Source organism: Rhizobium nepotum 39/7, assembly GCF_000949865.1.
GTDB classification, from domain to species: Bacteria; Pseudomonadota; Alphaproteobacteria; order Rhizobiales; family Rhizobiaceae; genus Agrobacterium; species Agrobacterium nepotum.
The window spans coordinates 49308-75192 of sequence record NZ_JWJH01000017.1 but is presented as its reverse complement, the minus strand read 5'-3'; the positions used below and the strand labels follow the sequence as shown (position 1 = coordinate 75192).

Sequence of the window (25885 nt, the reverse complement as noted above, 5' to 3'; positions counted from 1 at the left end):
GATGCTCGCGCTTAGCTGGGTAGCAGTACCCAGCTTTATCAGGCCGCAGTGGTCTTGGAGTAATTGAACGGCAGCAGGTCGCCAATGTCGGCAGTTTCTTCGCGCTGAGGTAACTCAGTGAGGACGTGGCGCAGCCAAGAGAGCGGGTCAACGCCACAGGCGCGGCAGGTCAGCATCAGACTGTAAATCACAGCGCTGGCCTTTGCGCCGTCGGCGGTATCGCTGAACAGCCACGATTTTCTTCCGGTGGCAAAAACTCTGATCTCGCGTTCCAGAATGTTGTTATCGATCGGCATCCTGCCGTCGTTTGTGTAGCGCGTCAGGTAATCCCATTGGTTCAGGGTATAGGACACGGCATCGCCGAGCTTGGTATCCGGCAAGACCTTTGGTGCGATGGTATCGAGCCACGTCTTAAGGGCGTTGAGGACAGGCAAGCTGTGCTGTTGCCGGAAACGGCGAATGCAATCGGCCTGCGTTTCGCCGGCGTCGGGCTTTCTGTCTCGCGCCTGCTTTTCGATCCGGTAGAGCTGCTCGAAGAACCGGAGTGCCTGTTCCGGCGGTCCGCCTCCATTCTTCCTGGTTTTGAGAGCCTCGACGAAGCGCCGCCGTGAATGAGCCATGCATCCGACATGGGTTGCGCCATGCAATGTGCGCCAGGCTGTGTAGCCATCGCTCACCAATATGCCGCGATAGTCACCGAGGAAGGCCTGCGGGTAGACTTGGCCGCGGCCCGGTTGATAATCGAGAAGCACGATTGGCTCGTCACTGTCCTCGCCGCTTCGATAAGCCCACATATAGGACGTGCTGGTGGCCTCCTTGTCCTTTTCCTTGAGGACTTGAACTGTCGTCTCATCGCCATGAACAAGAGGCTGCGATCGAAGCCGCAGCTTCAGAGCGTCATAAATGCGGTGCAGATGCTTCTCGCTCGAGCCAATGACCCAATGAGCAAGAGCGCCACGGCTGATCGGAACGCCAGCACGCTCGAATGTCTGAGCCACGCGGTAGAGCGGTGTGCCGTCGACGTATTTGTGGACGAGTGCGAACGCCAGCGTCGAAGCGGTAGCGATGCTGCCCGGCAAGGGTTGCGGTGGCATCGGTGCGATGACCACAGGCGTGTTGATCCCGGTACGATCGCAGTGGCGGCAAGCGTACTTGAACCGCACATTCTGCAGGACCTTTGCCTTGATCTCGATATGGAGTTGCTCGCTAACGGCCTCGCCCATGCGATGCATTTGGCTTTTGCAGCACGGGCACGCCTTCTGATTGTCAGCAAGGTCGTATTCGACACGCTCGCGCGGCAAGTCTTTTGGTAGAGGCCTGCGGCCCCGCTTTTTACCCGCGGCGCCATCGACTGCTGGCAGGCCTGTATCCGGGAGATCGGCGACGTCGTCGCCATAATCACGATCATTCTCGTCCGCGGCTTCTTCGGCTTCGTTGAAGAGGCGGTCAATGTGCTTTTCGCTGCGCGGGGCAAAACGGTGCAGCCGTGCGAGCGCCAGCTCCTCTTCCAGCTTGACGACCCGTTGCGAGAGCGCTTCCTTCTCGGCTTTAAGCGCAGCGATTTCGGCGGCATTTGCCGCCAACTGCGCCATCAGTTCTGCAACGCTTGGTTCGCTGGCCCGAGTCATCAGATTCTTGAATCTGAACCGCCCCCGCGCGTCAACAGCTCAATTCGCCATCTTCAGCCGGCGATCTGATATTGCCGCACCGGATGGCGCACCATCGCGTCGATATCGATGCCGTCGAGAATCCAGTGCAGTTGCTCGGTCGAGAGCATCACCACCGCAGTCTCTCGATGGGGCCAGCGGAACCTGTCTTCCGTCAACTTCTTCAGCACCATGACAAAGCCGGACCGATCAAAGAACAACAGCTTCATCCGATCACGACGCCGATTGCAAAAGGCAAACACCGCAGGAGCAAACGGATCCATCGACATCGTCTCCTGCACCAGGACCGCGAGGCTGTTGATGCCCGCGCGGAAGTCGATCGGCTCCCGATGGAGGTAGACCTTCAGATCAGCGCCCAGTCTGAACATGACCCAGCGCTCCTATGATTGCGATCAGCCCACTCTCATCGCCGCACTCAACGGTCACGCTGATCCCGTTGGGTAGGAGTGCGCTCACCTTGGACGAATGACACGGCTTGCCCACCGCCACGCTCTTCGTCATTAAATCGCCGCCGGAACCCGGCAGCATAGCTGGAGCAATCTGAACCGGAACGAAGGCCGAGACCGATGGCAAAGGACGCTGCTCCATGGCCTTCTTTATCCACTTACGAACGAGATTGGCATTCACACCGTATTCCCGTGCTAGCCGAGAGACCGAAACGCCGGGTTCTAAACACGCTGCGACGAGCTGATCACGAGAAGCAGGGTCATATCGACGGCGGCCGTCGCGGCCAACAAGCCGCACCTGCAGTTTAGGAGCATCGTCCATGATTTGGTGTCCACCTGTTTTTGGTGGACACTTCATGCATCAGAGCACTGCGCTTCAGAAGGCGCATAGAAATTCGCGCTTACAGCTTTACCATCTTCCGCTGGATGACGTCTGTTTTTTCGACAAGCAAACGCTCGTCATCGAAACTCGTTCTTGCCATGTCAGCGCCCCTATCGCTCATCCCTGTCACGGAACCGGTATCAGCCAAGTCCTGATATCCCGGAAAGGGGTTTGCTCTGATTTTAACGAATGCGTGACAGTCTTATGGCAGGGCGGGCAGCGGACTGTTGCCTACGAAGTCCCCAATCTCGTGTAGCGTCATGCCTCCTTGCGACAACTCAACGCTACGTCCGCTCGCTCAAAGATCAGTCGGGCAGCCTGGTATGGGAGCGGAATGCCCGTAAAGGCGCTGGTTCATCAGCATTTCGAAATCCGGAGAGTTCATGTTAGCATTCACCGCTAATAGATCGGCCACAAAAGGTGTTGCAACTTTTTGATCACTGCGATATTTATATGAGCGGGCCTAGCCCACGAGATCGCCTTTGCGGTCGCCCAAAAGCCTCGATGGAAACATCGGAGGCTTTTTGTGTATTATGGCTTCCGCTCCACATTCTCGAAGCAGCTATATTTTGACCCGAGTGTGGAATGATCTTCCTCGGAAAGTCTGCACTCGATCAGCTTGCCGTCAGCAATCAGACGTGCGTAGGTCTTGTTACCGGCGTGATACCCACCCATGCACATGGGCCACAGGTAAAGATCTGCGAATTGTGCCATCGGCGATGTCTTGTTCTTCAGTTGGAACTCGTACAGCGTCGACGTGAACTGCTCCTGCGACAACGGTGCGTACTTTTCCGATGTGTCCTTTGCGAATGGCATGCCGTCGGCCTTCAACGCCTTGTAGTAGCCATCCAGCCGGGCATCTTCTTCCTTGTTGCATCGCTCTGGATGCACCCGGAGTTTCACTCCTTGAGCGATCGCATGCTTCACTCCGCGCTCGACGACGACAGAGAAGGCTGTCTTGCACAGCATCCAGGGATTCTGCTCATATCGCTCAAGATAGCGACTGTTGTAGCCGGGGCGGTCGACCACGCAGGCAATGCCAACGACAGGAACATCCCGCATCAACAGATAGAGTTCTTCGTAAAAGAGATTCTGCTTCTCTTTCGCCCACCCCCTGAGGAATTCGAAATTCTCCTTCTGCGAACGGATCTCCGAGGAATGCAGCGGGATTTTCAATTCCCACTTTTCGCAGAATATGCGGTGAGCGGAACGTGCTTCCTCTTCGTCCTCGCTATGAACGAGAATTCCTCCGAGAGAAAACCAGTCATAGCCGTGCGCCGCCTTCTTTCCAATCTTCCGCGTTGGGTGCCTGGTGCCGGAATCATCAAGATACAAATTTAGTGTTGCGACCAAGACTGCCTCATGTGGAGCGGTGTGCTATAAATCCTGAATAATCATATCTTTTTTCGGATATCGCCTTCAAGACGTATCGAATGCTCCCCGGGGCATTGAACGCTGCCAATATCTTTGCCAATTGCTGCGAACTCGCAGAAGTCAGTGTTGCATGTGTCGCCAGCAGGAACCGCTCCTCATTCGACATTGAATAATCGAACGGTCACAAGAGGGGTGCTGAGTATGCACTCCCGGAATTCGAGATCACCATGTCCGGACGGTTGAGGTTTGAGCCATACTGGCAAATGGCATCTGCGTGTTCCCGGGAATAGGTTTCTTGGCTTTGGCCTTGGCCTTGGCCTCATACCGGGTAAACGACGATATCAGGCAAGTCTCCCTGATCGTTCCGGTGGTCGAGGCTGAACATGGGATCGTGCGCCGCCAGAAATTGGTGGATCATCGGTCATACCGATGGAGAGATGTCGGGAGCATTCGGAAGCTTGGGTAGGGACTCCTCATGCGGGTCGGGTTCCGCTGCGTCGAAATACGGAAGCGGCACATCGAAACTGGGCTCAAGGTACCAATGCGCCTCCATCGGATGGTATACGCCTGGCAGCGGGAAATGCTCGTTGATCTCAACAAAATCATCGACGTTCGCCGTAAGTATCGGCATCCGGTGCGCGATGGCGACGGCGGATATCATCAAATCGTGTCCGAGCCTGTTGCTTTTTTGTCCGCGCTGAACGGTCCACATGTGCCGCAAGGCGGGAACGGATGTCATCCCGGCATAGACTGTTGCCACCGTAGTCGTCATTTCCGGAAACGGAAAGGCCATAGAGATGAGCTCATCGACCCAGTTTGTGATAAGAAGCGCTCTCTGTGGATCGTCCTTCACCTTGAGATGGGCTCCGCGCAGCAGTTCTGCTATGACCGGATAGCAGAGTGCGAGCCGATGTATGCCGACACGCAAGAGCCATGGACGCAGCCCGGGAGGAGGCTTCACGCGGCCCATAAGGCTGACGATGTCCGTATCCAGTAAAAGAATAGGGTCTGTCCGCACTTTCACATCTTTCTGTGGTCAGAAACTTTCTTCTTGAAAAATTCGAGGTGCGATCCAATTCGTTCGCTATATTACGCATGCTGATATGATGTCGTCCGAGAGAGGCCCAGATGACGCGTGATTCCGATTGGCAGAGACACGAGGCCGAGGCTCGCATCCAGGAAGTTCTGGACGCGGCTAAAGCGCGCGGCACTCAGAGACTGATCGACACCGACGGCAGATTTGACGTGACGTTCGTACCCGGAAAGAAGACACTGGAAGAGTTGTTCTCCCGCCCTGGTCCTCTCCCCGACGATGACGATCCCAATCCCTGATCGAGATTTCTGCAGCTACGGTGAGAAACCGTAACCGGCGATGACAAAACCAACAAGATATGACGTGTCGAATTTCGGTTACTTCCGACTACTGCACTGATTGATATAGCTTAATCGTCGAGGCCATCAGGGACGAAATCCGGGAAAAATCTCCGCTTCTCGCGGCATAAGGGCGAGGGCGGTTCCCGGCGTGTGAAAGGCGCTCTCAGCGTGGAGGCGAATTCTAGTTGACGTCGAGAATGACGTTCACTAATTGTTCTCGGATGAGCAAGACGTTTGCACCTACCTTCCGAATACGCTGACGGAGACCGGGACCGTTCCCGGTGCCGCCCAGATTGCTATTCGTCGGAGGTGAGGTCATGAAGACCGAGTCCACTCATGTCGCGGGTGATGAAGCCTGCGTTTTTGCGAAATACCGTCCGTTCATTCCGTCTGCGACGCTCAAATGCGTCGGTCGTCCCCTCTATCGTTCGCGGGAGGCGCGTGATTATGCCTGCTTGCTGGACCTGGATCCCAAGGTGTCAGCATGGCGCTGCATGCCGCAGCCGATCATCAATGACTCCGGCGCCCGCAATCCCCGACACCACTATGTCGATTTCGCTGTCGAGACGGAGAACGAAGCCTTACTCGTGGATATCCGGCGACGAGATAACGGCACCGTCGGTTGGATTGCCAGGTTAGCCGAAAAACAGGGCTACCGCTATCTGGCGGTGTCCTTCTCCGAGTTCGTCGGCGCGCCCCGGATTCAGAATGCCAAGGATCTCATGCGCTACGCTGGATATGATGCACCGCTGGGCGACCGTATCCGAATTCTCGCGGCGCTGGAGGAAATGGGGACGTTAACGCTTGCGGAATGCCTCTCTGTCGTCCGCGAAAGCAAGCCCATGCCAACAATCGCAACGATGATCCTCAGGAACATCCTTGAAGTCGACCTCGACGAAGCTCTGCTGGGACCGGAAACGGTCGTCAGGCGCGTGGCGAAGTAGGGGGTCGAAGATGTCAAACAGATTTGCCGAGCGGGAACCCTCGCTCGAAGCGGCCACCTATGCCGTCGCGCTCAAAAATGCTTTGAGGTTGTGTGGTGTCTATCTGAGCGAAGGACAGATCGATCATGCAGTCGGTCTCGTACTGCCAGCCGAGGCCAGCATGGAAGCCTATCGGGAGGCGGCTAAACTGGTCCTGCGGGAGACCAGCGTTTTGATCCGCTATGCAGTTACGACAATCGAATTGGGCAGGCGGGGGGAGACATATTGCGAGGACGCTGGGAAAGTCCTGGCGCAAAAATCGGCTGTCGTCGTCCTGATCGAAAACGGAGCCAAGCTTGTACCGGAGATCGCAATCACTTTGGACCGCATTGTTGACGTGGGATCCGTCAAGCCGAACCACCTGATTTCTGCCGCGAAAAATGTATGGCAGATCGATATTGCAAGCGACGCGGCCAGCCGGCTCTGCCAATATACTCCAAACCTATTGTTCGGCGCGTTGCGAAAAGGCCGGCCGATCGAAATCGTCTTGGAGAAGCTTGCTGATGCATCGAAGGCTCCCGCAACTACGGCCTGGGAGCCTTTGGTGGAGGAGCTCGAAGGGTACAGCGAGGCGCGTGACTGGGCGGAGAACCTGATTGTTGATCTCGCTGACTGGAGTGCTGGCAAGATTGCATGGCGCGACGTGGATGCAGGGCTTCTCCTCAGCGGCCCTCCCGGGACCGGCAAGACGCTCTTCGCATCGGCGCTTGCGCGCTCCTGCGGGGCGACGTTCATCGGTACGTCAAGCGCGCAATGGCAGTCCAAGGGACATCTCGGCGACATGCTGGGCGCAATGCGGAAGAGTTTCCGCGACGCCGTCGCCGCAGCTCCGTCGGTGCTCCTCATTGATGAGTTCGACAGCATCGGCGACAGGCGAACGTTCAGAGGTGACAATGCGGGCTATAACCTGCAAGTCGTAAACGCCCTGCTTGAGTTGCTCGATGGATCCGCAGGCAGGGAAGGCGTGATCGTCATCGCTGCATCGAATTTCCCGAACGATATCGATCCGGCATTGCGTCGACCTGGCCGCCTTGACCGCCACGTCGCGATCGATCTGCCCGATCAAGCGGCTCGCGAGCGCATGCTCGCAATGCATCTGGGCACAGCCAGCGCTCCGGAGGACCTCACCAAAGCTGCTCTGGCAACAAGTGGGTATTCCGGCGCAGACATTGCGCAGGTCGCGAAGGATGCTCGTCGGTTGGCCCGTCGCCAGGGTAGGGAAGTCCGAATGTCGGATGTGCTTTCAGTTGTGCCAGCGGCCGCACCGATTGGCGACGATGAGCTTTGGTCAGCGTCTGTACATGAAGCCGGCCACGCGATCGTCGGCGCCGTTCTATCCGTGGCCGAGATCGAGATGATTGTCGTGGTGAGGGAGGCCAGCCACCGAGACGCGAGTATCGGGCACGTGCAATGGCGGCGGAGCTACACACCAAATCGAAGCCGCCAGTCCTATCTGGACGAGATTGCGATGCTGCTGGGCGGAATGGCGGCCGAGGAGGTCATCCTCGGGGATGTGTTCGATGGCTCCGGCGGCGTCGCTGGATCCGATCTTCAGCGAGCTTCGGATATTGCCACGATCATGCTTGCAAGTCTGGGGCTGGAGTCACTTCAATACTGCGACGTCTCAAGTTCCAGGGAGCTGGACGAATTGCGGCGTAATGATCCTGTTCTGCGTCGTCGGGTTGAACGATTGCTGGAGGCGGAGCTGTTGAGAGCGAAGACAATCATCCAAGCACGGAGGCCGGAGGCGAAAGAGATCGCACGAACTATCGCAAACCGCGGTTTGATGAGCGGATGTGAGGTGATGGATATCGTTTCCAAGCCAAAAGAAGGTAGGTAGAGCGGTATTTTCCAGAAAGCCGACCCCAACCCGGTGCAATCAGGTCTGCGTAACAGCGACTCGTTCACCTCCGGCGGCGAGCCGTCCAGGGCTTCACGTGCGAGTCCTCTCATCTTAAGGACGAAATCATCGCCAGCCTCGAGCCTGCGGCGAGACGATGGTGAGATCGCGCCCGACTCCGAGATCGCCCGTTCTAAGCCATCCAGCATGCCGCAACCTCAAGACGCCACTTTGCCCGCATCGGATGCCTAGAGCGCCATTAGCTTCATTACAGGCTTGGATGGTCTTGTTACAGACGACTAGAGGATGGGCGTCCTCGCCGGCTACAGCCACTCGACTTTCAAGGTTGACAGCCGGTCGTCTTCCGCCTCGGTCGACAGCTACCATCTCGGTGTTTGTGGCGGCACGTGTTGGTTTCCGCACGGAACTGAGCCGGCGCATAATTTCCATTGAGAATTGAGCCATGTGAACCTTCCCTCCAACGCGGCGAGCGACGGGGGGCAATGGAGTGATCCACATGGGACTTTTAAACATCATTCGCCGGATGGCGCTGCACGAGAAGCAGTCAATCCGCGAGATCAACCGGCGCACCGGGTTGTCGCGTAACACGAATGCGAAGTATTTGAGTGCTGGCACGATCGTTGTTGAGAGAGCTTGAAACTCATCGAAGAATGGAAAGTAATGAATTTCGCCATCGCCTCCAAGCATCGCCCAACACAGCAGACCCCAGCAGAGCCAAGCGAATACGAACGCCCTTCGCCGGAGTCGACGGAGCCCGACCAATACCATCAGCTTTCGGAAGGGACCGCCATGCATCAAGCGGAGGTGGACGTCGTCTTTTTCCACGTCGGCCATTTCATACCTCTGTGGATGCAGCCGTCTTCACCTGCTGCGCCCGGATGGCGGTTGCGGCCGCGGCTGCTCCACCTCGGTCGTCGCCACCGACCTGAACCGAGGGCGTAGCAAACTCGATCCCGTTGGCCTGGAAGGCCTCGCGGATCAGCAGGTTCGCCCTCCGGCGTATCATTGATTGAAGCGGAGAGGGACGGAGCGTCATGCCGAAGCTGATGACAACGCCATAGTCGCCGAATTCCTCAATGCCCTTCATCTTCAGCGGCTCAATGAAGATCGGTCCCAGTTCAGGATCCTCCTGCAAGGCTGCACCGATCTTCTTTGTCAGCTTTCGTGCCTTCTCCAGGTCCGCGTCGTAGGTCACAGAAACGCGGAACTTCACCACGCCCCAGTCGCGGCTCATGTTCTCGACGGCGCCGAGTTCACCGAAAGGGACGGTGTAGACGGGACCGCGATGATGGCGCAGGCGCACGGAGCGCAGACTGAATCCTTCCACTGTGCCCTTGTAGCTCTTTGCCTGAATGTACTCACCCACGCGGAACGCGTCGTCCAGCATGTAGAAGACGCCGCCGATCACGTCCTTCACCAGGGTCTGTGATCCGAAGCCAAGAGCAACCCCGAAAATTCCGGCTCCCGCCAGCAGCGGGCCGATCTCTACTCCGAGTTCCGCCAGCACGATCAGCCCGGCAAAGACAGCTACTGCGACTGCCAGGACGTTCCTGAAGATCGGCAGCAGGGTGCGCAGACGGGCCTGCCGCGCGACCTGCGCCGGATCGGAGAAATTATCCGACGACGACAGTTCGCGGTCGATCCAGGACTTTGCCAGATGCCAAACGAGGTCTGCCAGCAAAATTATGACGACTCCTTTCAGGAGCCCGTAGGACAGCGCTTCGACGGCGGGACTGATGTGAACCAGTGAATTCGGATCGAGACGCCACACAAGCGCCAGCCACGCAGCCGCGGCCGCGACCACTATCGCGCGGGCACCGCGAACAACAAGGACACGTTGCGTACTGTTGGGCGCGGCAGGATAGGCTTCGGCCGCAGCGCGAGCGGTGAAGCGTAACACCGAAGGAAGAGCGATGGCGTAGATTCCCAGCCAGAACAGCCCCTGCAGGCCGACACACCAAAGCATCCACAAGAGGACGAGGGCGAGGCAGAGTGCGATACGCGAACGGCGGGATCTGTGCGTCGAAGAGACGACGCCTTCCATCGCCAGAGCGAGGAGTACGATGGAGAAACAGAAAGATATCGCCTGTGTCACCGCCGGTTCGACCGATACCGGACGACCGAGGCTTGCAGCCGCTATGGCGACTACGAACACTCTTAGGACGCTTTTCGTGCGTCTACGCGTTGAAGCAGTTGGGACGGCTGCATCCAGTAGCGTGGCGATTGCCCGATAGGCTATAAGCGCCACCAGCGATACGAGGAGAACGATGCGCGGGAGAGGCGGCCAGTCGAACGCAAAGAACGCCGCGCCCATGGCTGTCGCGAAGGCTCCGATCGCCAGAAGGCGCCCCTGCAGGCCGCCGCCGCGTAGCTTGGAGCGCGCAAACAGACGTTCGGCGAGAAGCCCGATGGCCGTCAGCGCAATGAAGACGATGAAAACCGGCAGCCCGCCCTGAGATGTGGCATCCGCCCTGATGCGAGAGGCTGCGGCCGCGACCTCGCTTGGAATCCGGGGAATCGCCGTGGTTACGGCACGGATTCTTCCTCGGGTCGACGCCTCCCATGCCGCCAGTCCGCCGTCGGCTTCTGGCGCGGGCGGTGCCGCAGGCGCCTTCTCCAGCCAGGAGCGCACCTCCGGGTCCTGCAAAAGACGCACGAGGTCGTCGATCTTCTGCGGCCGGAGAGCATCCTGTGCGAAGGCCGTCGCCGACATTGCAAGGAGCAGGATCAAGGCGCCGATCCAGCTCCCGCATGCGCGTCTCCACCGACTATTCAAAGGCGAACACCTTCTTCCAGTCCGCCTTCATGTCGACGACCAGCCAGTTCCGCCTTTCAGCCTCGTTCAGAGCCTTGTCCAGCTTGCCAATCGGGCTCTTGCGGTCGTATGCGACCTCCCGCACGTCGTCGGTGTGATGGACGATCATCGCGAACCCGGGGCCCTTGGCAGCCGTGACCCAGCGCAGCATCTCGTAGTCACCATCGGAATTGCCAGCGACGAAGATCGGCTTTCTGCCGATGAATTTGTTGATGCCGGAAGGCTTGCCTTTGCCATCATCCACGAAATCTATCTTCGGCAAACGTCTCAATACAGGTACGTCGCCGACGATCGCATATTCCGTCAGGATTGTGCTGCCGACGACCTGTTCGGGTGGAATGCCGTACATCTTCTCGGTCATCGGCCGCATGAACTCTACGCCGCCGCCCGAGACAATATAGGTCTTGAAACCATTGGAACGGAGATAGTCGAGAAGTTCGCGCATCGGCAGATAGGTCATTTCGTCATAGGGTTTGCCCGTCTTGGGATGTCTGGCGGAGGCAAACCAGTCGGTCACGATCCTGGAGAACTGGTCGCTTGTCATTCCCGCGTGCGTAGTCATGGCCAGATCAACGATTCCTTTTTCACCGCTCTTGAGTGCTCCCATCGGATCCCCGGCGAGAATTGATTTGAACGGTTCCTTGCTCTTCCATTCCGGGTGCTGCGGGGCAAGCGTCTTGACGCGATCGAGCATGAAGCCGAACTGGAAATAGATCGGTTGTTCCGACCAGAGCGTCCCGTCGTTGTCGAACACGGCGATACGGTCATACGGAGCGACGTAGCCGTTTCCACCCTCGGTTACAGTCGCCTTGACGAATTCCACGATGCGGGTCTTTGCAGCAGTGTCGTTCCACGAGGGGAGAACCTCCTGCGCAAACGCGGGACGTATCAGACCGCTCAACAGCAGGACGATGGCGACCGCGACCGCGGCGACAACTGGCTCTCCTGAAAATATTGTTCTTCTCATCTCGTCTCTCCTTCGTGGATCGGCCGCATCACGCAGCGGAATCCGACGTGACTGGTTGAGGTGTCTTCCGGTTCCGCATGGCGGGCGGCGGGGCGATAGCGGCGGCAGTAGTTCGGCGCACAGAGATGGGAGCCTCCCTTGAGCACCCGCCTCGCAATTCGGATCGCAGGCTGCCGCGGGTCGTAGCTGGCCTCGATCAGGTCGCCGCGCGGATTGACCGGAATGCAGCACGAATGTCTTACGGGTTCCGGATGGCGGGTGGACCAGTAGTCGCTCGTCCATTCCCAGACGTTGCCGATCATGTCGTAGAGGCCGAGCGCGTTCGGCGGGAATGACCGGACAGGCGAGGTCCGCTCCTGACCCCTTGGTTTGGTGGAATGGGTCGGAAACGTGCCGCTCCACGTGTTCGCCATCGCGATACCGCCGGGCATGAACTCATCCCCCCAGGCAAATTCCGTATCGCCATATCCTCCCCGTGCGGCCAGTTCCCATTCCGCTTCGGTCGGAAGGCTCATACCGGCCCATGTGGCATAGGCGAGCGCGTCGGCATAAGCGACGTGCACGACAGGATGGTCGAGCTTGCCGCGCAGGTCACTGATCCCCCCGAGTGGCCGCCGCCATGTCGCGCCGAACTTGAACGTCCACCATTGCGAGATGTCCGGCCCGTCGACCGACTTTGGCTGAACGAAGACGAGCGACCCCGCCCTGAGCATCTCTGATTTCGCGCCCGGATAATCCTTGGGATTGGGTGCCTTCTCGGCGACGGTGACATGCCCCGTCGCCTCGACGAACTGCTTGAACTGTCGGTTGGTGACCGGCGTTTCCGAGATCCAGAAGCCGTCTACCTTCACGGGATGGGCCGGAGCCTCTTCCGGATAGTGGTCGTCCGATCCCATCGTGAACGTCCGGCCGGGGATCCAGACCAGGCCCTCCTCCCGACGGGCGCCCGTCGCGCGCTCGAATGCCATTCCCATAGCCACCTCCGGAACTGATGCCTCAACCTTAGCTTCCGCAACGCGCGAGGGAAGATTGTTACGGTTACAATGGGGGTAACAACGGCCTTGCGGCAGCAGGATTAAGATCCGGCAGCGCACTTTTTGCCGCCTTGCGCTTTGCTCTCGGCAGTTCGATTGCAGATACCAGCGCCGTCCGATCCAACGGTGCGTCGCGCGACCGGAAGAGCCGCCGTTCGAGAATGGCGACCTGCGCCGCCAGCTTCGGGTTTTCTTGCGCGTCTACCCATGCCGAGACGGTCCTGAAGCCAAGATTCAGGCTCCAGTCCTGAAGCGTGCGATAGATGGCTTCTTCTGGCGCTGCCTTGATCACTGTCCGCATCCGGCGCAACCTCCGATGCGAGGAATTCCGGTGTTGCTCGCGCAAGCTTCTCATCCCTGCGCGGATATCCGCATATCGCCACCACGCGCACAAGGTTGCCGCGAGAGCCACCGCGGCGGGCAACAGCATAGCCAGCAAGCCTTTTCTTGTTCCGTTCGAATGGGCGGACTGGTCTTCCAGTGCTGGAGGAAGACGCTGGCCCGCCGCCGCCTGCGCGACGACCAGGGTGATCGCCGGAAGTATCGCGGAAGCACCGTCGTGGCCGTCGACGTCGAACCAGGGATAGGAGATGGCCGGTAGAGAAAAACGTCCCTCGCTGGACGTCGTGTAGACGATAGTTTCCGTTCTTGTGCTTCCGGTCTCGACACTGCGGCCTATCCCGCGCTCCTCCACGCCGTCCGCAAGCACTGCTGGCTTCATGTATCGAGCAATCCCTCCAGCGTCGCCAGGGTCCACGGGTGGCATCAGCATTGCCTGTGTATCTTCTGCAAAGATGACGATTGTCCTCACCACCGCATCTCCAACCTCGAGGCTGGAAGGATCCCTGTCGAAGGACTGGGTGACGGTGAGATTGCGGGCCGCGAAGGGCGTCGCGTCCTGGCGAGTATCGGCTGCGACCTCGAATGAGGGAAGGGCGACTTTCACCGTTGCCTTCACCGGACTTCCATTGGCCGAGTAACCGAGGTCGACTTCGATCGAAGGAAGGTCAAAGGATCCGGGCTTCTCCGGAACGACCGCATAGGTTCGCCGAATCCCGGAATACTGAACGCCCTCGATCGTCTGCACCAGGTTCTGAGCGCGGTCGTCCGAGAGCGTGACGAGAGTGTCCGGCATGTCGAACAGAGAAAACTGCGGCGGTGACGTAAAAAAGTCTGGCGCGAAGACATCAACGACGACATGAACCTGCTGGCCCGGAACGATTCCTTCGGCGTCTTCGATCGACGCCCGCCCGAACGGCTCGGCCGCGAAGGCCTGCGCACATGCAAGGAGACCGACCAGGCCGGTGAGAAATCTAAAGGCGATCATTCGACGTCCTCCCGGCTTCGATCGAGAATTTGCGAGCCATCAGATCCGCCGGACTCACGGAGATGTTCTTCATCCACATTTCGGATGTTTGCTCGGCAACGTTGATTGTACCTTCCTTACCCTGCTTCCCCTTGTCGTCGAACTGGACGCTGTCCGGAGCCTCGCTCGGCTGCTCAGGCTGTTCTTCCTGCTTCTCCTCCTGAACTTTGAGAAGCTTTTGTGCGATCGCGAGGTTCGCTGTCGCATCGGGCCAGTTCTTCCGCTTTTCGAGCGCTTTCGTATAGGCAGCGACAGCCTCGTCGTACTTCCCGAGATGCAGAAGGGCGTTTCCCTGATCGTACCAGCTTTCTGGCGTATCGACGGCGGCGAGGGTGTCCACCGCCTCCTGGAACTTTCCGGCACGATACAGGGCGGCACCCTTCCACATGGGGTCGGAAAACGCGTCCGCCGCCGCCGGGTAGTCGCCTCGCTCGAATGCAATCCGCCCCTGCTGGTCGGCAGTCAGCCACATGTCGACCAGTCCGTTTGCATGTGCATTTCCCGGCAGTGAGAGGTTAAGCGCCAGCAGCAGCGCGCTCGTACGGACCACCCAGCCCTTGCGGAAGGAGAACGCCATGGCGATCGCCATAGGAGCGGTCAGCCACCAGCCCAGGTCGCGCCAGCGGTCGCCGTCCGATGCCGTCTTCTGCGCGAAATTCGAACGAACCCGTTGCGCGATCCACCGGACGTCCGTGTCGTCGTCGGTCACCGTCGCGACGGCGGCTCCGGTCTCCTTTCCAATCTCCTCCAGCTTCGCCACGTCGAGCTTCGCGAACAGACGGGATCCGGAGAGATCGGATGTAAATCCTCCATCCGGTGTCTTCACCGGACCGCCTGCCGACGTGCCAACACCGAGAATGACGATCCCGTTCGCACTTGACTTGATGGCGTTCGTTGCCGTCTCCTCGACGCCGTCGGTCAGAAGCAGTATCGTGCCCGTCGATCCTTCCTTATCGAGGAGGCCGTGGGCGATCGCCAGGGCGGCAACAGTGTCCTTTCCCGGTTTCGGCATAATCCGCGTCGACAGCGCATCCGAATAGCTTTCGAGCAATGTCGCGTCCTCTGTCGGCGGCAGAACGAGGTGGGCGCTCCCGGCATAGGCGACAATGGCCGTATGCCCGCCCTGGCGAGCGGCGAGGATGTCTTTGATTTTCAGCTTGGCGCGTTCGATCCTTGACGGGGTTACGTCGATGGCGTCCATCGTCTGCGACAGGTCAACCGCTATGACCAGTGGCGCGGTGTCCTCGACGAAGGGAGGCGGCTCGCGCTGCCATGTCGGTCCGGCAGCACCGACGATCCCGGCGACCAGAATTGCAGCCAGCAACCAGGACGGACGGATCTTCGATCCTGGCGACCCGTCGACGACGAGGTTGTCGAGCAGATGCGGCGCGATCATGCCCTTCCATTGCGAGCGGACGTCGCCCGAACGTGATGCCAGCCACAGGATCAGGATCGGGAGCACCAGCAAGACAACTAGCCACGGACGAATGAAATGGAAGTCGGCGATCATGCGACGGCCCTCCGGCGCAGGAACCCGACCGCTCCGGCAAACGCATGGAAACCTGCGAGCACCAGCACGGCCGCCAGCAACGGCCAATGGAACAGTTCGACGCGCGGCCGCCACGACAGGTTCTTCTGATCTTCCGGCGTGATCTGATCGAGCACCTGGTAGATCGACGCAAGTTCAACCCTGTTGCCGCCGAAGAAGTAGCGTCCGCCTGTTTTCTCCGCGATTTTTTGCAGCGTCACCGTGTCGAGCTTGTCCTCGCCGGTCGCTAGCGGGTCGCCGATGCCGACGGCGTGGACGATGACGCCTTTCGACTTGGCGATCTCTGCTGCCTTCAGCGGCGGCATCCGGCTCGCCGTGTCGTTGCCGTCCGTCAGCACGATGAGTACTTTTTCCGGCATGGTCGTCTTTTCGAACATCTTGATGGCCAGTCCCACCGCGTCACCGAGCGACGTTCTCGGTCCTGCCATGCCCGGTACGGCGTCGGCAATCAGTGTCTCGACCAGTCCGTGATCCATGGTGAAGGGTGAGAGCGGGTAGGGCGCATCGCCGAAGGCGACTAGGCCGATTCGGTCGCTTGGCCTCCTGCTCACAAAGTCCGCGACGACCTGCTTGACCGCGTCGACGCGTGCCAGCGGCTTGCCGTCGTCGCCGGGAAAGTCCTTCGCATCCATCGACTGCGACAGGTCGAGCGCGAGCAGGATGTCGCGCTGCGGCTGAACTTTTTCGATCGGCGGCTCGACGAATTGAGGGCGGGCAAGGGCCAGCACCACCAGACACCAGGCGACGCCCTCGCACGCCACCTGTGGCAATGTCCTGCGGGCGATTACCGAGCCTTCCGTCGGCCGGACGCCGGCCGCTTCGGCGACCTGCGTGAAGAAGGGCAACCTGATCGAGGCGGACGTCTCCCTGTGCGCCGGAAGCAGCCACCAGACAAGCAGCGGAACGGGAAGGGCGATCAGAAGCCACGGGAGATCAAGCTGATACATGGTGACGCTCGATCCAGTTGCGGGCGGCGACCACCAGCTCGCTGCAAACGTCCGAAGGCAAATCGGTGTCGAGCCCGGCTCCGCGATATTCGAAGTCGTCGACAAGCCGCTGGAGCATGCGTCCGCCGTCGTCATGCTCTTCGAGGAAGCGCACCCAGGCATTGCCGGAAAGCGAAGCGACTTCTGAACGAGGCCATGCCGCCAGCGCCGTGCGTTTCAGGATTTCCGCGATGCTTCGAAGGCCATCCCGCCGTGCTGCAGGATCACGAAGCTGTTCCTCGATGACATTCACAAGGGCCACCGCCTCGCGCCTGTAGGCGTTCGCACGATAGCGCAAAAACCACCGGATCCCGACGACAGCCAACATGATCAGCAAGGCGCCGGCAAGAACACTCCATCCCCAGGTCTGAGGCATCCAGGACACCTGGGGAGGCATTGCTATGTCGCGCATTGTTTGCAGCGCCGCCTCCGTCATCGGATCGAGCTTTACGGTCGGATCCATCAGCGTCTCCTTTGCCGCCAGGCCGATTGTTCGAGAAGGCGACGAAGCTGCGGAGCGGTCTCTTCAGCGGTCGAGATCGGCAGCATCGGCAGCCCGAGTTCGCTCTGCCATGCCCGTAACTCCCGTCCCCGGTTACGCGCGAACGCATCGACCGACGAGCGGATGCTTGCCGATCGGAGGGCAAGCTCCGCCTGTGGCCCTCCGCCACTGACAATGATGTCGCCCGAGGTCGGCAGTTCGAGCAGGAAAGGATCGTAGACGAGGATGCAGACAACGTCGTTGCGGGCGGAGAGACGCAGGAGGAGGTCTCGTGTTCTCGCCGTATGACCGTCGAAATCTGTAATGATTACGGCCAGGTGGTCATGGTGCGCGATATTCGATACGGTCTCAAGCACGATGTCGAGCTGTCCGGATGCCGGGGTGGGCGCCGCATCGGCTTTCAGTGTCGCATTCAGCGTCGCAATCCGATCCGCAAAAGCAATGACGGCATTGCGGCTGCGATGCGGCTTCACTTCGCTGATCTCGCTGTCGCCGAACGCGAACCCGCCGACACGGTCACCGGAGCCGAGTATCCGCCAGGCACAGAGCATGGCGGCTTCCGCCGCCGTCACCGATTTCATCGAGCGTCTGCTGCCGAAAAACATGTTGATCCGCTGGTCGACGACGATAAGCGCGGGGCGCTCCTTTTCTTCGGAATGGACGCGGACAACGGGCCTGGTGGTGCGTGCCGTGACGCGCCAGTCTATGGAGCGGATGTCGTCACCCGGCAGATAGTTACGCAGTTCCTCGAATGTCAGGCCGCGCCCGCGCATGGCCGAGTTCATTCGTCCGGCAAGCTGCTGGTGGCTGCGTGCCTTCTGCACGAAGCTCAGGTCGCGGGCTTTTGGCTCCAGTGCGACGAGCTGTTCGGTCGAAACATAAACGCCGTCTCCCGCAGCCATGGCTCCTCCTTCACGATACCGCGACGAGTTCGGTGATCCGGTCGATCACCTGATCCGGCGTCGTATTCGATGCATGGGCTTCATAGGAAAGGATCAACCGGTGGCGGAAAACACCGTTGACGACGGCTTTCACATCGTCCGGCGTTACGAAGTCACGACCTTTCAGCCAGGCATAGGAGCGCGAAACCTTGTCGAGGCCGATGATGCCGCGTGGGCTGACACCCACCTGCAGAAGCTTTGCGAGGTCCTTGTCGTAACGATCAGGATAACGCGTGGCGAAGACCAGGGCGACCATGTATTTCTCAACGGGATCGGATACGGTGACGCTTCCGATCTCCTTACGTGCATCGAACACCGCTTGCGGGCTCAGCTTCTGCAGTGGCTTTGGTTTCGAGCCGCCATGTGCCTCGTTTTCCTCGTCCCGGTTCAGGCGCATGATCGCAGCCTCCGATTTCTCGTCCGGATATCCGACTTCCACGTGCATCAGGAAACGGTCGAGCTGCGCTTCGGGGAGGGGATATGTGCCTTCCTGCTCGATCGGATTTTGCGTGGCCATAACCATGAACAGGTCGGGCAGTGGATAACTTTTGCCGCCGACCGTCACCTGCCGTTCTTCCATCGCCTCAAGCAGTGCCGACTGTACCTTGGCGGGCGCCCGGTTGATCTCGTCGGCGAGGATCAGGTTGGCGAAGATCGGACCCTGCTGGAACTTGAACTCGCCCTTGCCACCTTCGGAGAAGTAGATTTCGGACCCCGTGATGTCCGCAGGCAGCAGGTCGGGTGTGAACTGGACGCGCGAAAGTTCTGAATCAAGATTCTTCGCCAGGCTCTTGATCGCCCTGGTCTTTGCGAGGCCTGGTAACCCCTCGACCAGGAGATGGCCGTTAGCGAGCAGACCCAGCAGAAGCCGCTCGACCATCTGGTCCTGGCCAATGATGGACTGGCCGATCCGCTGGCCGAGCGCGATGATGTCGTCACGGGCGGGCATGATGATGTTCTCTCGGTCAGGAGGAAAGGCGCGCCCTGATCCAAGGCGCGCCCCAAAATGTCACTTCTCGATGCCACGGTCCTTGAACGACTGGTCGATCGCCTTGTCGACCTGCTCGCGGACGCCCTCGATATTGAAGCTGGCGACGCGTTGGCTCGGTGGATACTTCACGAAGGTTTCCAGAAACGCTGCGCCTTGCAACTGTCCCTTCACAAGCAGGTAATCATTGCGAACAAGCCAGTCGTTGTACTGGTCTGAAACCGTGTCAGCGCGCTCGTAAGGGTCCATGCGCAGGTTGAAGAGTTTGGGAATGCGCCAGGTGACGAATGGTGTCTGCCAGACGGCGAAGCCTCCTGGTGCAGGCTGTTCCTTGAACACGACCTTCCAGTCATCGTATCGTGTCGCGACCAGTCCGCCGTCGTCATCGAAATAATAGAAGTCGCTTCGTGCGCTCTTGTCAGTCTTGCCTGTCAGATAGTCGAGCTGGTTGTAACCGTCGAGATGATTGCGAAAGCTGGTGGCGCTTCCCTCGGGCTTCCAGCCCTGCAACAGGCGGCTTTTGACGTCGGGGTCACCTGCGGCTGCGACCAGGGTCGGGAACCAGTCGAGACCCGACATCATGCCGTTCGAGACCTGGCCCGGCTGAATGCGGCCGGGCCACCTGACCATGGCAGGTACGCGAAACGCGCCTTCCCAGTTGGTATCCTTTTCGCTACGGAAAGGCGTCGTCGCGGCATCCGGCCATGACCACTGGTTCGGTCCGTTGTCGGTCGTGTAGACGACAATCGTGTTGTCGGCGATGCCGAGATCGTCAAGCTTCTTCAGAAGCTTTCCGACCATCTGATCGTGCTCGACCATCCCGTCTGCGTACTCGTTCCCGAGCATGCCGCTCTGACCGCGCATCGATTCCCGCACATGGGTGAAGACATGCATGCGCGTGGCGTTCATCCATGTGAAGAAAGGCTTCTTCGCCTTGACCTGGCGGTCGATGAAATCGATCGCAGCGTCGCTGGTCTCGTCATCGATCGTCTCCATCCGCTTCGTTGTAAGCGGCCCGCTGTCTTCGATTTTCCCGTCAGCCGATGATTTGATCACCCCGCGTGGCGAATAGGCCTTCAGGAACTCTGTATCGTCTTTCGGCCAATATGGGGCTTCCGGCTCCTCCTCGGCGTTGAGGTGATAAAGATTGCCGAAGAACTCGTCGAAACCGTGTTTCGTCGGGAGATATTCGTCGCGGTCGCCAAGATGGTTCTTGCCGAACTGCCCTGTTGCATAGCCGAGCGGTTTCAGCGCCTGTGCGATCGTGATGTCACCAGCCTGAAGCCCTACGGGAGCGCCCGGCGCGCCAACCTTGCAAAGACCAGTTCGAAGGCAGGTCTGTCCGGTGATGAAGGTCGAACGTCCCGCTGTGCAGGAATTCTCGGCGTAATAATCGGTGAACATCATTCCAGCCTTGGCGATACTGTCGATGTTCGGGGTCTTGTAGCCGACGACGCCCATCGAATAGGCGCTGATGTTCGTCTGGCCGACATCGTCGCCGAAGATGACCAGGATGTTGGGCTTGCCCGTGCCCTCGGTGGTAGTGGGCGTGGCGGTCGCCGGAGCCGTCTGAGCGAGGGCCGGGGGCGTGATGGTTGCGAAGGTCATCGCGACCAGCGCCGTGGCGGCAAGAAGTTTGTGGTGGACAGGCCTACTCATTACAAGTTTCCTTTCTCTCGTCATTTGACGCTGCTTGGCGGAACTGGTCCGGTTGGCGGATAGTGCTTCAGGGGCGGGCGTGGGTTAAGTTTGTTACAGTTACAATGGGCGTGGCAGGGGGTAACAATGGTGCTCTACTGGGTCAGAGGCTTCGACTGCTGGTCGCTTCGAAAATTGTCCTCAAGATCCGTTCCGGCCGCTTTTCGACGTTGACCCCGCGGCTGCTCCACGATCACCAGCGGTGCCGAGACGGCGGCCCCAGCAACGGTCCCGACCGCACGCGCCGTTCCCCCGACCACCGCCGCGACCCCCTGTCCAAGCGTGACATTGCTGTCGGTCAGCGTCTGCCCCGTCATCAGCCTCTGACCGATGAGCTGGACGATCTGGGGACTCTCGGCGAACTTGCCGTGGTGAAGACTGTCCCCGGTGTTTACCTTTGTAAGGTCGATGGCCGTGATCCCGGCCTTTTCCAGACGGGAGCGATATGGCTCCTTCGACGGGTCGATCGCTCCGAGTCGCGAGACGTTGCCCGTGATGAAGCTCGACGCCGCCAGCGCCCAGTCGTCCTGAGACACGAATATCGTGAATTTCGGCTTCGGATTGCCCATCTCGACGTACTGTTTGGCGAACACCTGGATGTCGATGTCGGGAGAGGCCAGTATGACGTTCTGGATCTTCGCGTCCACGTGGCCGTCCCGGATGCCCATCTGGCGCAGGGACTCCATCGCCAGCCATGTCCCCATCGAATGGGCGAGGATCGTGATATCCTTCACCGCCGAATCCTGCGCGAGTACGCGCAGCGACTGCTCAAGCGCGGTTCGCGAATAGTTCGTGCTCTCCTTATCGTACTCATATCCCGTCAGTTCGGCGCGCGAGGGCCAGGTGAAGAGGATTGGCGTCGCCTTCATCCCGCTGTCGTGGACGATCTGGGCGAGGCGGAAGACCGAGTCCTCATACCTGTTGTTGAAGCCGTGAATGAAGACAAGCGCATGCCCGTCCTCGATGTGCTGGCGGAACCAGGCACGGCCTTCCGGAACGGTCCTTATCTGTCTGACACGGGTCACCGCGAAGTCGGTCGCCGGGTTCGCGGGTAGGCGTTTCGGCCATTGAACGGTACCCGCTTCCCGCTTCGGCGGGATTGAGACGGCGACGTCCGTCATGTAGGGCTTAGAACTGCGTTCGCCGTTGAACAGCGTCGCCGGATCGCCCGAAGGCTGTCGGGTGGTCGCAACGAGCATGTCGACTTGCGTCGTCTTCGGCGGGCTGTCCGTCAGCTCGACCGGGTTCATCACTCCGGTGGGATGGCCGCACCCGACCAGGACCAGCATGGCAAGGGCGAGGGCAGGCCGAAACAGCTCGACCCTCATCTACTGCGCCGCGACGTTCGTTGGCTTGGTGATCGACAGTGGCATTGAGACCGTCAAGAACACAGCATCCCCCTCGGCCCGGTTTTCTGCGGCGAATTCATGAAAATATTTGATCCGCGTGGATATGGGTAACTCGCCCGCCTTGAAGGTCCATCCGATCGTCGCGCCGATAGCGGCGACGCGGCCCTTGAAATCGCTCGTCGCACCTGCGCCGCTGTCACCCGTCACCTGATTGTAGTAATAGCCGATGAGCCCGGTATCGAACTGCTCGTTGAAGTGCTGGACTGCTGCCCACTCGAAGTGGAACTCGTTGCCGGTTCGGTAGTCCGTCGCGGGGTTTTCGGCGTTGAAGGTCATGCCGACCACCGCCGACAGGTCAAGTCCTATCGCCGGATCGAGCCAGGTCGCGCCGACAGAAACGTCCGCCCCCCAATGGTGAAAGGCGATGTTCGATATCTGGCCTTCCTGGTAATCGCCGATGGGTACGTTGACGAGAAGGCTCGTCTGCCAGTGGAAGTTTCCAGCTTCCCAGCCGAGTAGACCGCCCAGCACCGGATCGCCGACGGTAAAGACGGGATCCGAGACGGAGCCCGACACCGAACCGCCGCGCGGTCCCGCCAGCGTCAGGTCCGCATCGGTCTTCTTCCAGCCGATCGGAAGCGTCGCAGTGAGGCCGAGGTGGCCGCCCATGACTTCTTCGGGAAGAATCCAGAGGACTGTCGGGACGTCGATGACGGCGGAGCCTTCAACGCCAACCGCCAAGCGGCCGCCAGCGGGCAGCGCCCGCCCGCCGCCAAGGTCCCCCGAGTAGATGTAGACGTCGTTGGAAAAGAAAACTCCTGGCGGCGGCGTGATGGCCGCCGCCGGACCCTTGGAACCGAGCAGGTAGAAGCCGGCGCCGCCCTCCGCCGCGGTCGCCACGGAAGGGAGCAGCCCGCAGGCCGCAACTATCGTCAGTCGTCTTCCAAGATTGCAAATCATGCGCTGTCCGTCTCCATTGAACCTTATGTCTAACGTCTGCGGAATCGTCCCCCGCCGCCGTGGAAGCCGCCTCCGCCGCCATGGAATCCGCTGAACTCGCGCCCGCCGCCAATGTGGCCGCCGAACTGTCGGCCACCGCCGTGAAACTGACCGATGTCGCGACGTCCGAAATCGCGAGACAAGTCGCGCTGGTTACCCGCGTGCCGCGCGATCCGGTCGACGCCGAGATTGTCGGGCGCGTGTTCGCGGATCTGCCGTCGGGGAGCAGCGTTCTGACGGTTCTGCACGCGCTCCCTCGCAGCAGGATTATTCTGGATCCTGTTCTGGATGTTCTCGGCGCGCTGCGGAGCGTTCTGACGGATGCGATCCGCAGCTTCCGGATGCTTCGAGGCGAAGTGCTCGCCCGCGTTCTTGAGACCTGCGGTTGCCGGGCGATTCACAGGGCTCCAGCCATCAGGCGTGTGCTTCTGCCATTCGCCGTTCTCGCGTCGATAGACGTTGCCATCATGCCCGGCGTAGATGTCGCCGCCCTTGCCGCCCGCGATGAACCCCCGGTCGCCCGACGAGTTGTGCCAGTGCAGGCCCGCTGCATTCCCCGTCGAGCCGCCGCTGATGCGCGCGAACTCACCGCCGTGCTTGACAGCCGCCGTGCCCCACGACCCGTAGACGTTTGTGCCGCCACGCGCGGCAATGGCGTTGCCTGTCCGTGGATTGTAGGCTGCGACGAAGCCGCGTGAGCCCGCAGGACCGGAAATCGCGCCACCGCGGGCGTATGTTCCAGTACGCGCATTGTATGCTGCGCCGCCTGCGATGCCTCGATAGGGGCCGTAAGCGTAGCCATAGCGCCCGAATGTGCCAAACGCTGGATTGTAAAAGGCGCCGACGCCGTAGGTGACTGGGCGCGGATAGTACGGCCAGTAGCCGCCGGCCCAGCCGAAATCCCACCATGCCGGATAGGCCCAGCCCGTCCCCCAGACGAGAGCGTCCCAGGCAAGGTAGGCGCCGAGGTAGCCCGCCGTGTAGCCGTACCAGACAGCATCCGGCTCGGTGTCATAAACCCTGACATAGGTGACGTTGTAGACGGGAGAGGAGGCGGGGATCCTGTAGACTTCGTCAGGAACCGCCTTGGCAACCTCGAACGGCCCGCTCGGGCTGTCGCCGACAAACCAGACACCGTCCTTGAGCACGAAGTACTTGGTCCCGACCTTGATGACCTGTTCGTTGGAGTTCACCGCATAGGAAAGCGTGGTGCCGTCAATGGGTTCAAACTTCGGATCTCCGCTGTAGGACACGTCGATCTTCACCGTCCCGTCGGTCGCCACCCGTGCCATCTGAGGGATGCTCGCCTTCAGCCGTGCCTCGGCGCTTTCCGAGGTTCCCGGGACTGACGCCCTGACGGCATAGTACGACACATCCTGCGGAATGCTCTGAAAGTCGGCGGGCAGGTTCGGCGTCGCAAACGTCCAGGGACCGTCAAGAGACCGCGCCGAGAACCAGCGGCCGGAGAGCAGGACGTACCATGTCTTTTCTGCCGGGTGGTAGAAGACGTCGCTCGTCGTGTTTGATGCCCATTCCAGCCCCGTGCCGGGAACCTTCTCCAGTGCGGGCTTTCCATCGAAGACAAGGAGTTCTGCAGGCGTATCGGAATAGAAGACCTTCGGAGTGCCGCGGTCCGCAAACTTCTGGGTTGGCACGGCGGCCTTCACGTCCTTCCAGTCCTCGTCCGGGAGTGAGGAAATCTGCGGTGGCAGGCCCGCAGCTTCCGCCCAGTCTCCATCAAGTCTCGATGCGGTCAACCAGCTTTTTTCGTCGCGAAGATAGAAGCTTTTGTCGCCGTCGGCCTGGAATATGTCCCAGTTGGTGTTGACGACGAATGAAAGGCCCTGCACGCCCTTCACTGGGGAGACAACGGCCTTGCCGTCAGTCTGAACGAGGATGGCAGGAACGTCGCTATGGAAGACGGGCGGCGGGTCTGCCTTGAGGCCCGATACGTCATTCAGGCGCTTGTAGTCGGCGAGGCTGGCCGTCAAACGATCCTGCGACACGGTGATCGGGTCGGTTGGCAGAATCTTGCCCGCGCCGATCGCGAGCTTCGCAAGCTGGTCCCTGTCGAGCGTAGAGAAGTTCACCTCCGTCGCCTCTACGTCAGTGAGCACGACAGCGTCGGTTTCGTCGTCGGCGACGGTCTTGGCCGTCACGCCGATCACTCCATAAACCGGGGAGGCGTCCTTCGACGTCTTCAGTTCGGCAGCGACAAGCGCGTCGAGCTTCGTGAAGCCCGGCCAGTCAACCACCTGCGGCTGAAACAGCGTCAGCACCGCGCCGCTGTCGGCGGTGAAAGTTCTCGGCCACGAGGACGCTTCGGCTACCGTCTGGCTGAGATACTGGCCGCTGACGAAGCCATTCTGCCTGCCAAAGGTTATCGCGCACCAAGCCCCGCTCGCGTCGCACTCCTTGAGGTCGACCTGTGCTCCTTCCGGGACCTTGCCGATCGCCGCGAAGCCCGTACCAGGGCCAGACCTCAAGTTGACCCCTGTTGTCACGACTGCAGAATCTGCAAAAACGCTGTTGGCAAGGAACGACGTTGCGACTGACAATACAAGCAACTTGCGCATGATGGCGATCTCCGAATTCGCCCATGAG

At 60.0% G+C, this 25885-nt stretch carries 23 protein-coding genes; 5 read left to right on the top strand and 18 right to left on the bottom strand.

Annotated features, from left to right (window positions below; genetic code table 11):
- Positions 1-38: 38 nt before the first annotated feature.
- The 5 genes from tnpC to RS75_RS17505 form a co-directional block, all read right to left on the bottom strand.
- A complete protein-coding gene (gene tnpC / locus RS75_RS17525) occupies positions 39-1628 on the bottom strand; it encodes an IS66 family transposase (RefSeq protein WP_045022595.1) in 1590 nt (529 codons plus the stop codon).
- A gap of 53 nt (positions 1629-1681) precedes the next feature.
- Positions 1682-2035, bottom strand: coding sequence for an IS66 family insertion sequence element accessory protein TnpB (gene tnpB / locus RS75_RS17520; protein ID WP_045022594.1), 354 nt, complete (start codon positions 2033-2035; stop codon positions 1682-1684).
- On the bottom strand, positions 2016-2435 hold the full coding sequence (gene tnpA / locus RS75_RS17515) for an IS66-like element accessory protein TnpA (protein ID WP_084687069.1): 420 nt from the start codon (positions 2433-2435) through the stop codon (positions 2016-2018). Before tnpA ends, tnpB begins: the two co-directional genes overlap by 20 nt.
- 591 nt (positions 2436-3026) lie before the next feature.
- On the bottom strand, positions 3027-3848 hold the full coding sequence (locus RS75_RS17510; RefSeq protein WP_045022593.1) for a DUF3800 domain-containing protein: 822 nt from the start codon (positions 3846-3848) through the stop codon (positions 3027-3029).
- A gap of 442 nt (positions 3849-4290) precedes the next feature.
- Positions 4291-4887, bottom strand: a complete 597-nt coding sequence (locus tag RS75_RS17505) for a type II toxin-antitoxin system VapC family toxin (RefSeq protein ID WP_162484813.1) — start codon at positions 4885-4887, stop codon at positions 4291-4293.
- A 110-nt stretch (positions 4888-4997) separates the two neighbouring features.
- On the opposite strand from RS75_RS17505, the gene RS75_RS17500 reads away from it, so the two are divergent.
- From RS75_RS17500 to RS75_RS26670, 5 genes are all read left to right on the top strand, one after another.
- The gene (locus RS75_RS17500; protein ID WP_045022592.1) at positions 4998-5201 is read left to right on the top strand and encodes a hypothetical protein; all 204 of its coding nucleotides are present in this window, start codon (positions 4998-5000) and stop codon (positions 5199-5201) included.
- A 359-nt stretch (positions 5202-5560) separates the two neighbouring features.
- The gene (locus RS75_RS17495) at positions 5561-6187 is read left to right on the top strand and encodes a hypothetical protein (protein WP_045022591.1); all 627 of its coding nucleotides are present in this window, start codon (positions 5561-5563) and stop codon (positions 6185-6187) included.
- A gap of 10 nt (positions 6188-6197) precedes the next feature.
- Complete coding sequence (locus RS75_RS17490; RefSeq protein WP_045022590.1) at positions 6198-8066, top strand: AAA family ATPase; 1869 nt, start codon at positions 6198-6200, stop codon at positions 8064-8066.
- 306 nt (positions 8067-8372) lie between these two features.
- Positions 8373-8519, top strand: a complete 147-nt coding sequence (locus RS75_RS25765; RefSeq protein WP_084687067.1) for an autotransporter domain-containing protein — start codon at positions 8373-8375, stop codon at positions 8517-8519.
- Positions 8520-8583: 64 nt separating this feature from the next.
- Entirely contained in the window at positions 8584-8724 is a 141-nt protein-coding gene (locus RS75_RS26670) for a hypothetical protein (protein WP_162484812.1), read from the top strand.
- A gap of 198 nt (positions 8725-8922) precedes the next feature.
- Here RS75_RS26670 and RS75_RS17480 read toward each other — a convergent pair whose 3' ends face one another.
- The 13 genes from RS75_RS17480 to RS75_RS27325 all read right to left on the bottom strand — a co-directional run bounded on the left by RS75_RS17480 (position 8923) and on the right by RS75_RS27325 (position 25857).
- A complete protein-coding gene (locus tag RS75_RS17480; protein ID WP_045023165.1) occupies positions 8923-10800 on the bottom strand; it encodes a mechanosensitive ion channel family protein in 1878 nt (625 codons plus the stop codon).
- A 55-nt stretch (positions 10801-10855) separates the two neighbouring features.
- The gene (locus RS75_RS17475) at positions 10856-11869 is read right to left on the bottom strand and encodes an HAD family hydrolase (protein WP_045022587.1); all 1014 of its coding nucleotides are present in this window, start codon (positions 11867-11869) and stop codon (positions 10856-10858) included.
- The gene (locus RS75_RS17470) at positions 11866-12843 is read right to left on the bottom strand and encodes a formylglycine-generating enzyme family protein (RefSeq protein ID WP_045022585.1); all 978 of its coding nucleotides are present in this window, start codon (positions 12841-12843) and stop codon (positions 11866-11868) included. Before RS75_RS17470 ends, RS75_RS17475 begins: the two co-directional genes overlap by 4 nt.
- Positions 12844-12907: 64 nt before the next feature.
- Positions 12908-14230: a BatD family protein gene (locus RS75_RS17465; RefSeq protein WP_045022583.1), complete on the bottom strand. Its 1323-nt coding sequence runs from the start codon at positions 14228-14230 to the stop codon at positions 12908-12910.
- The gene (locus RS75_RS17460) at positions 14217-15779 is read right to left on the bottom strand and encodes a VWA domain-containing protein (protein ID WP_045022581.1); all 1563 of its coding nucleotides are present in this window, start codon (positions 15777-15779) and stop codon (positions 14217-14219) included. The genes RS75_RS17465 and RS75_RS17460 overlap by 14 nt, the downstream gene beginning before the upstream one ends.
- A complete protein-coding gene (locus RS75_RS17455) occupies positions 15776-16765 on the bottom strand; it encodes a vWA domain-containing protein (protein ID WP_045022579.1) in 990 nt (329 codons plus the stop codon). Before RS75_RS17455 ends, RS75_RS17460 begins: the two co-directional genes overlap by 4 nt.
- A complete protein-coding gene (locus RS75_RS17450) occupies positions 16752-17267 on the bottom strand; it encodes a DUF4381 domain-containing protein (protein WP_045022578.1) in 516 nt (171 codons plus the stop codon). The genes RS75_RS17455 and RS75_RS17450 overlap by 14 nt, the downstream gene beginning before the upstream one ends.
- Positions 17267-18208, bottom strand: a complete 942-nt coding sequence (locus RS75_RS17445) for a DUF58 domain-containing protein (protein WP_045022577.1) — start codon at positions 18206-18208, stop codon at positions 17267-17269. Before RS75_RS17445 ends, RS75_RS17450 begins: the two co-directional genes overlap by 1 nt.
- 10 nt (positions 18209-18218) lie before the next feature.
- The gene (locus tag RS75_RS17440; protein WP_045022576.1) at positions 18219-19196 is read right to left on the bottom strand and encodes an AAA family ATPase; all 978 of its coding nucleotides are present in this window, start codon (positions 19194-19196) and stop codon (positions 18219-18221) included.
- A gap of 60 nt (positions 19197-19256) precedes the next feature.
- Positions 19257-20894, bottom strand: a complete 1638-nt coding sequence (locus RS75_RS17435) for an arylsulfatase (protein ID WP_045022575.1) — start codon at positions 20892-20894, stop codon at positions 19257-19259.
- 134 nt (positions 20895-21028) lie between these two features.
- A complete protein-coding gene (locus RS75_RS17430; protein ID WP_200893647.1) occupies positions 21029-22261 on the bottom strand; it encodes an alpha/beta hydrolase in 1233 nt (410 codons plus the stop codon).
- The gene (locus RS75_RS17425; protein WP_045022574.1) at positions 22262-23242 is read right to left on the bottom strand and encodes a SphA family protein; all 981 of its coding nucleotides are present in this window, start codon (positions 23240-23242) and stop codon (positions 22262-22264) included.
- 29 nt (positions 23243-23271) lie between these two features.
- On the bottom strand, positions 23272-25857 hold the full coding sequence (locus RS75_RS27325; protein WP_045022572.1) for an SH3 domain-containing protein: 2586 nt from the start codon (positions 25855-25857) through the stop codon (positions 23272-23274).
- Positions 25858-25885 lie beyond the last annotated feature (28 nt).

Bases quoted from the DNA above. Each gene is read 5' to 3' on its own strand.
- tnpC (WP_045022595.1), bottom strand. From the start codon at position 1,628: ATGACTCGGGCCAGCGAACCAAGCGTTGCAGAACTGATGGCGCAGTTG.
- tnpB (WP_045022594.1), bottom strand. From the start codon at position 2,035: ATGTTCAGACTGGGCGCTGATCTGAAGGTCTACCTCCATCGGGAGCCG.
- tnpA (WP_084687069.1), bottom strand. From the start codon at position 2,435: ATGGACGATGCTCCTAAACTGCAGGTGCGGCTTGTTGGCCGCGACGGC.
- RS75_RS17500 (WP_045022592.1), top strand. From the start codon at position 4,998: ATGACGCGTGATTCCGATTGGCAGAGACACGAGGCCGAGGCTCGCATC.
- RS75_RS17495 (WP_045022591.1), top strand. From the start codon at position 5,561: ATGAAGACCGAGTCCACTCATGTCGCGGGTGATGAAGCCTGCGTTTTT.
- RS75_RS17490 (WP_045022590.1), top strand. From the start codon at position 6,198: ATGTCAAACAGATTTGCCGAGCGGGAACCCTCGCTCGAAGCGGCCACC.
- RS75_RS25765 (WP_084687067.1), top strand. From the start codon at position 8,373: ATGGGCGTCCTCGCCGGCTACAGCCACTCGACTTTCAAGGTTGACAGC.
- RS75_RS26670 (WP_162484812.1), top strand. From the start codon at position 8,584: ATGGGACTTTTAAACATCATTCGCCGGATGGCGCTGCACGAGAAGCAG.
- RS75_RS17480 (WP_045023165.1), bottom strand. From the start codon at position 10,800: ATGTCGGCGACGGCCTTCGCACAGGATGCTCTCCGGCCGCAGAAGATC.
- RS75_RS17475 (WP_045022587.1), bottom strand. From the start codon at position 11,869: ATGAGAAGAACAATATTTTCAGGAGAGCCAGTTGTCGCCGCGGTCGCG.
- RS75_RS17470 (WP_045022585.1), bottom strand. From the start codon at position 12,843: ATGGGAATGGCATTCGAGCGCGCGACGGGCGCCCGTCGGGAGGAGGGC.
- RS75_RS17465 (WP_045022583.1), bottom strand. From the start codon at position 14,230: ATGATCGCCTTTAGATTTCTCACCGGCCTGGTCGGTCTCCTTGCATGT.
- RS75_RS17460 (WP_045022581.1), bottom strand. From the start codon at position 15,779: ATGATCGCCGACTTCCATTTCATTCGTCCGTGGCTAGTTGTCTTGCTG.
- RS75_RS17455 (WP_045022579.1), bottom strand. From the start codon at position 16,765: ATGTATCAGCTTGATCTCCCGTGGCTTCTGATCGCCCTTCCCGTTCCG.
- RS75_RS17450 (WP_045022578.1), bottom strand. From the start codon at position 17,267: ATGGATCCGACCGTAAAGCTCGATCCGATGACGGAGGCGGCGCTGCAA.
- RS75_RS17445 (WP_045022577.1), bottom strand. From the start codon at position 18,208: ATGGCTGCGGGAGACGGCGTTTATGTTTCGACCGAACAGCTCGTCGCA.
- RS75_RS17440 (WP_045022576.1), bottom strand. From the start codon at position 19,196: ATGCCCGCCCGTGACGACATCATCGCGCTCGGCCAGCGGATCGGCCAG.
- RS75_RS17435 (WP_045022575.1), bottom strand. From the start codon at position 20,894: ATGAGTAGGCCTGTCCACCACAAACTTCTTGCCGCCACGGCGCTGGTC.
- RS75_RS17430 (WP_200893647.1), bottom strand. From the start codon at position 22,261: ATGAGGGTCGAGCTGTTTCGGCCTGCCCTCGCCCTTGCCATGCTGGTC.
- RS75_RS17425 (WP_045022574.1), bottom strand. From the start codon at position 23,242: ATGATTTGCAATCTTGGAAGACGACTGACGATAGTTGCGGCCTGCGGG.
- RS75_RS27325 (WP_045022572.1), bottom strand. From the start codon at position 25,857: ATGCGCAAGTTGCTTGTATTGTCAGTCGCAACGTCGTTCCTTGCCAAC.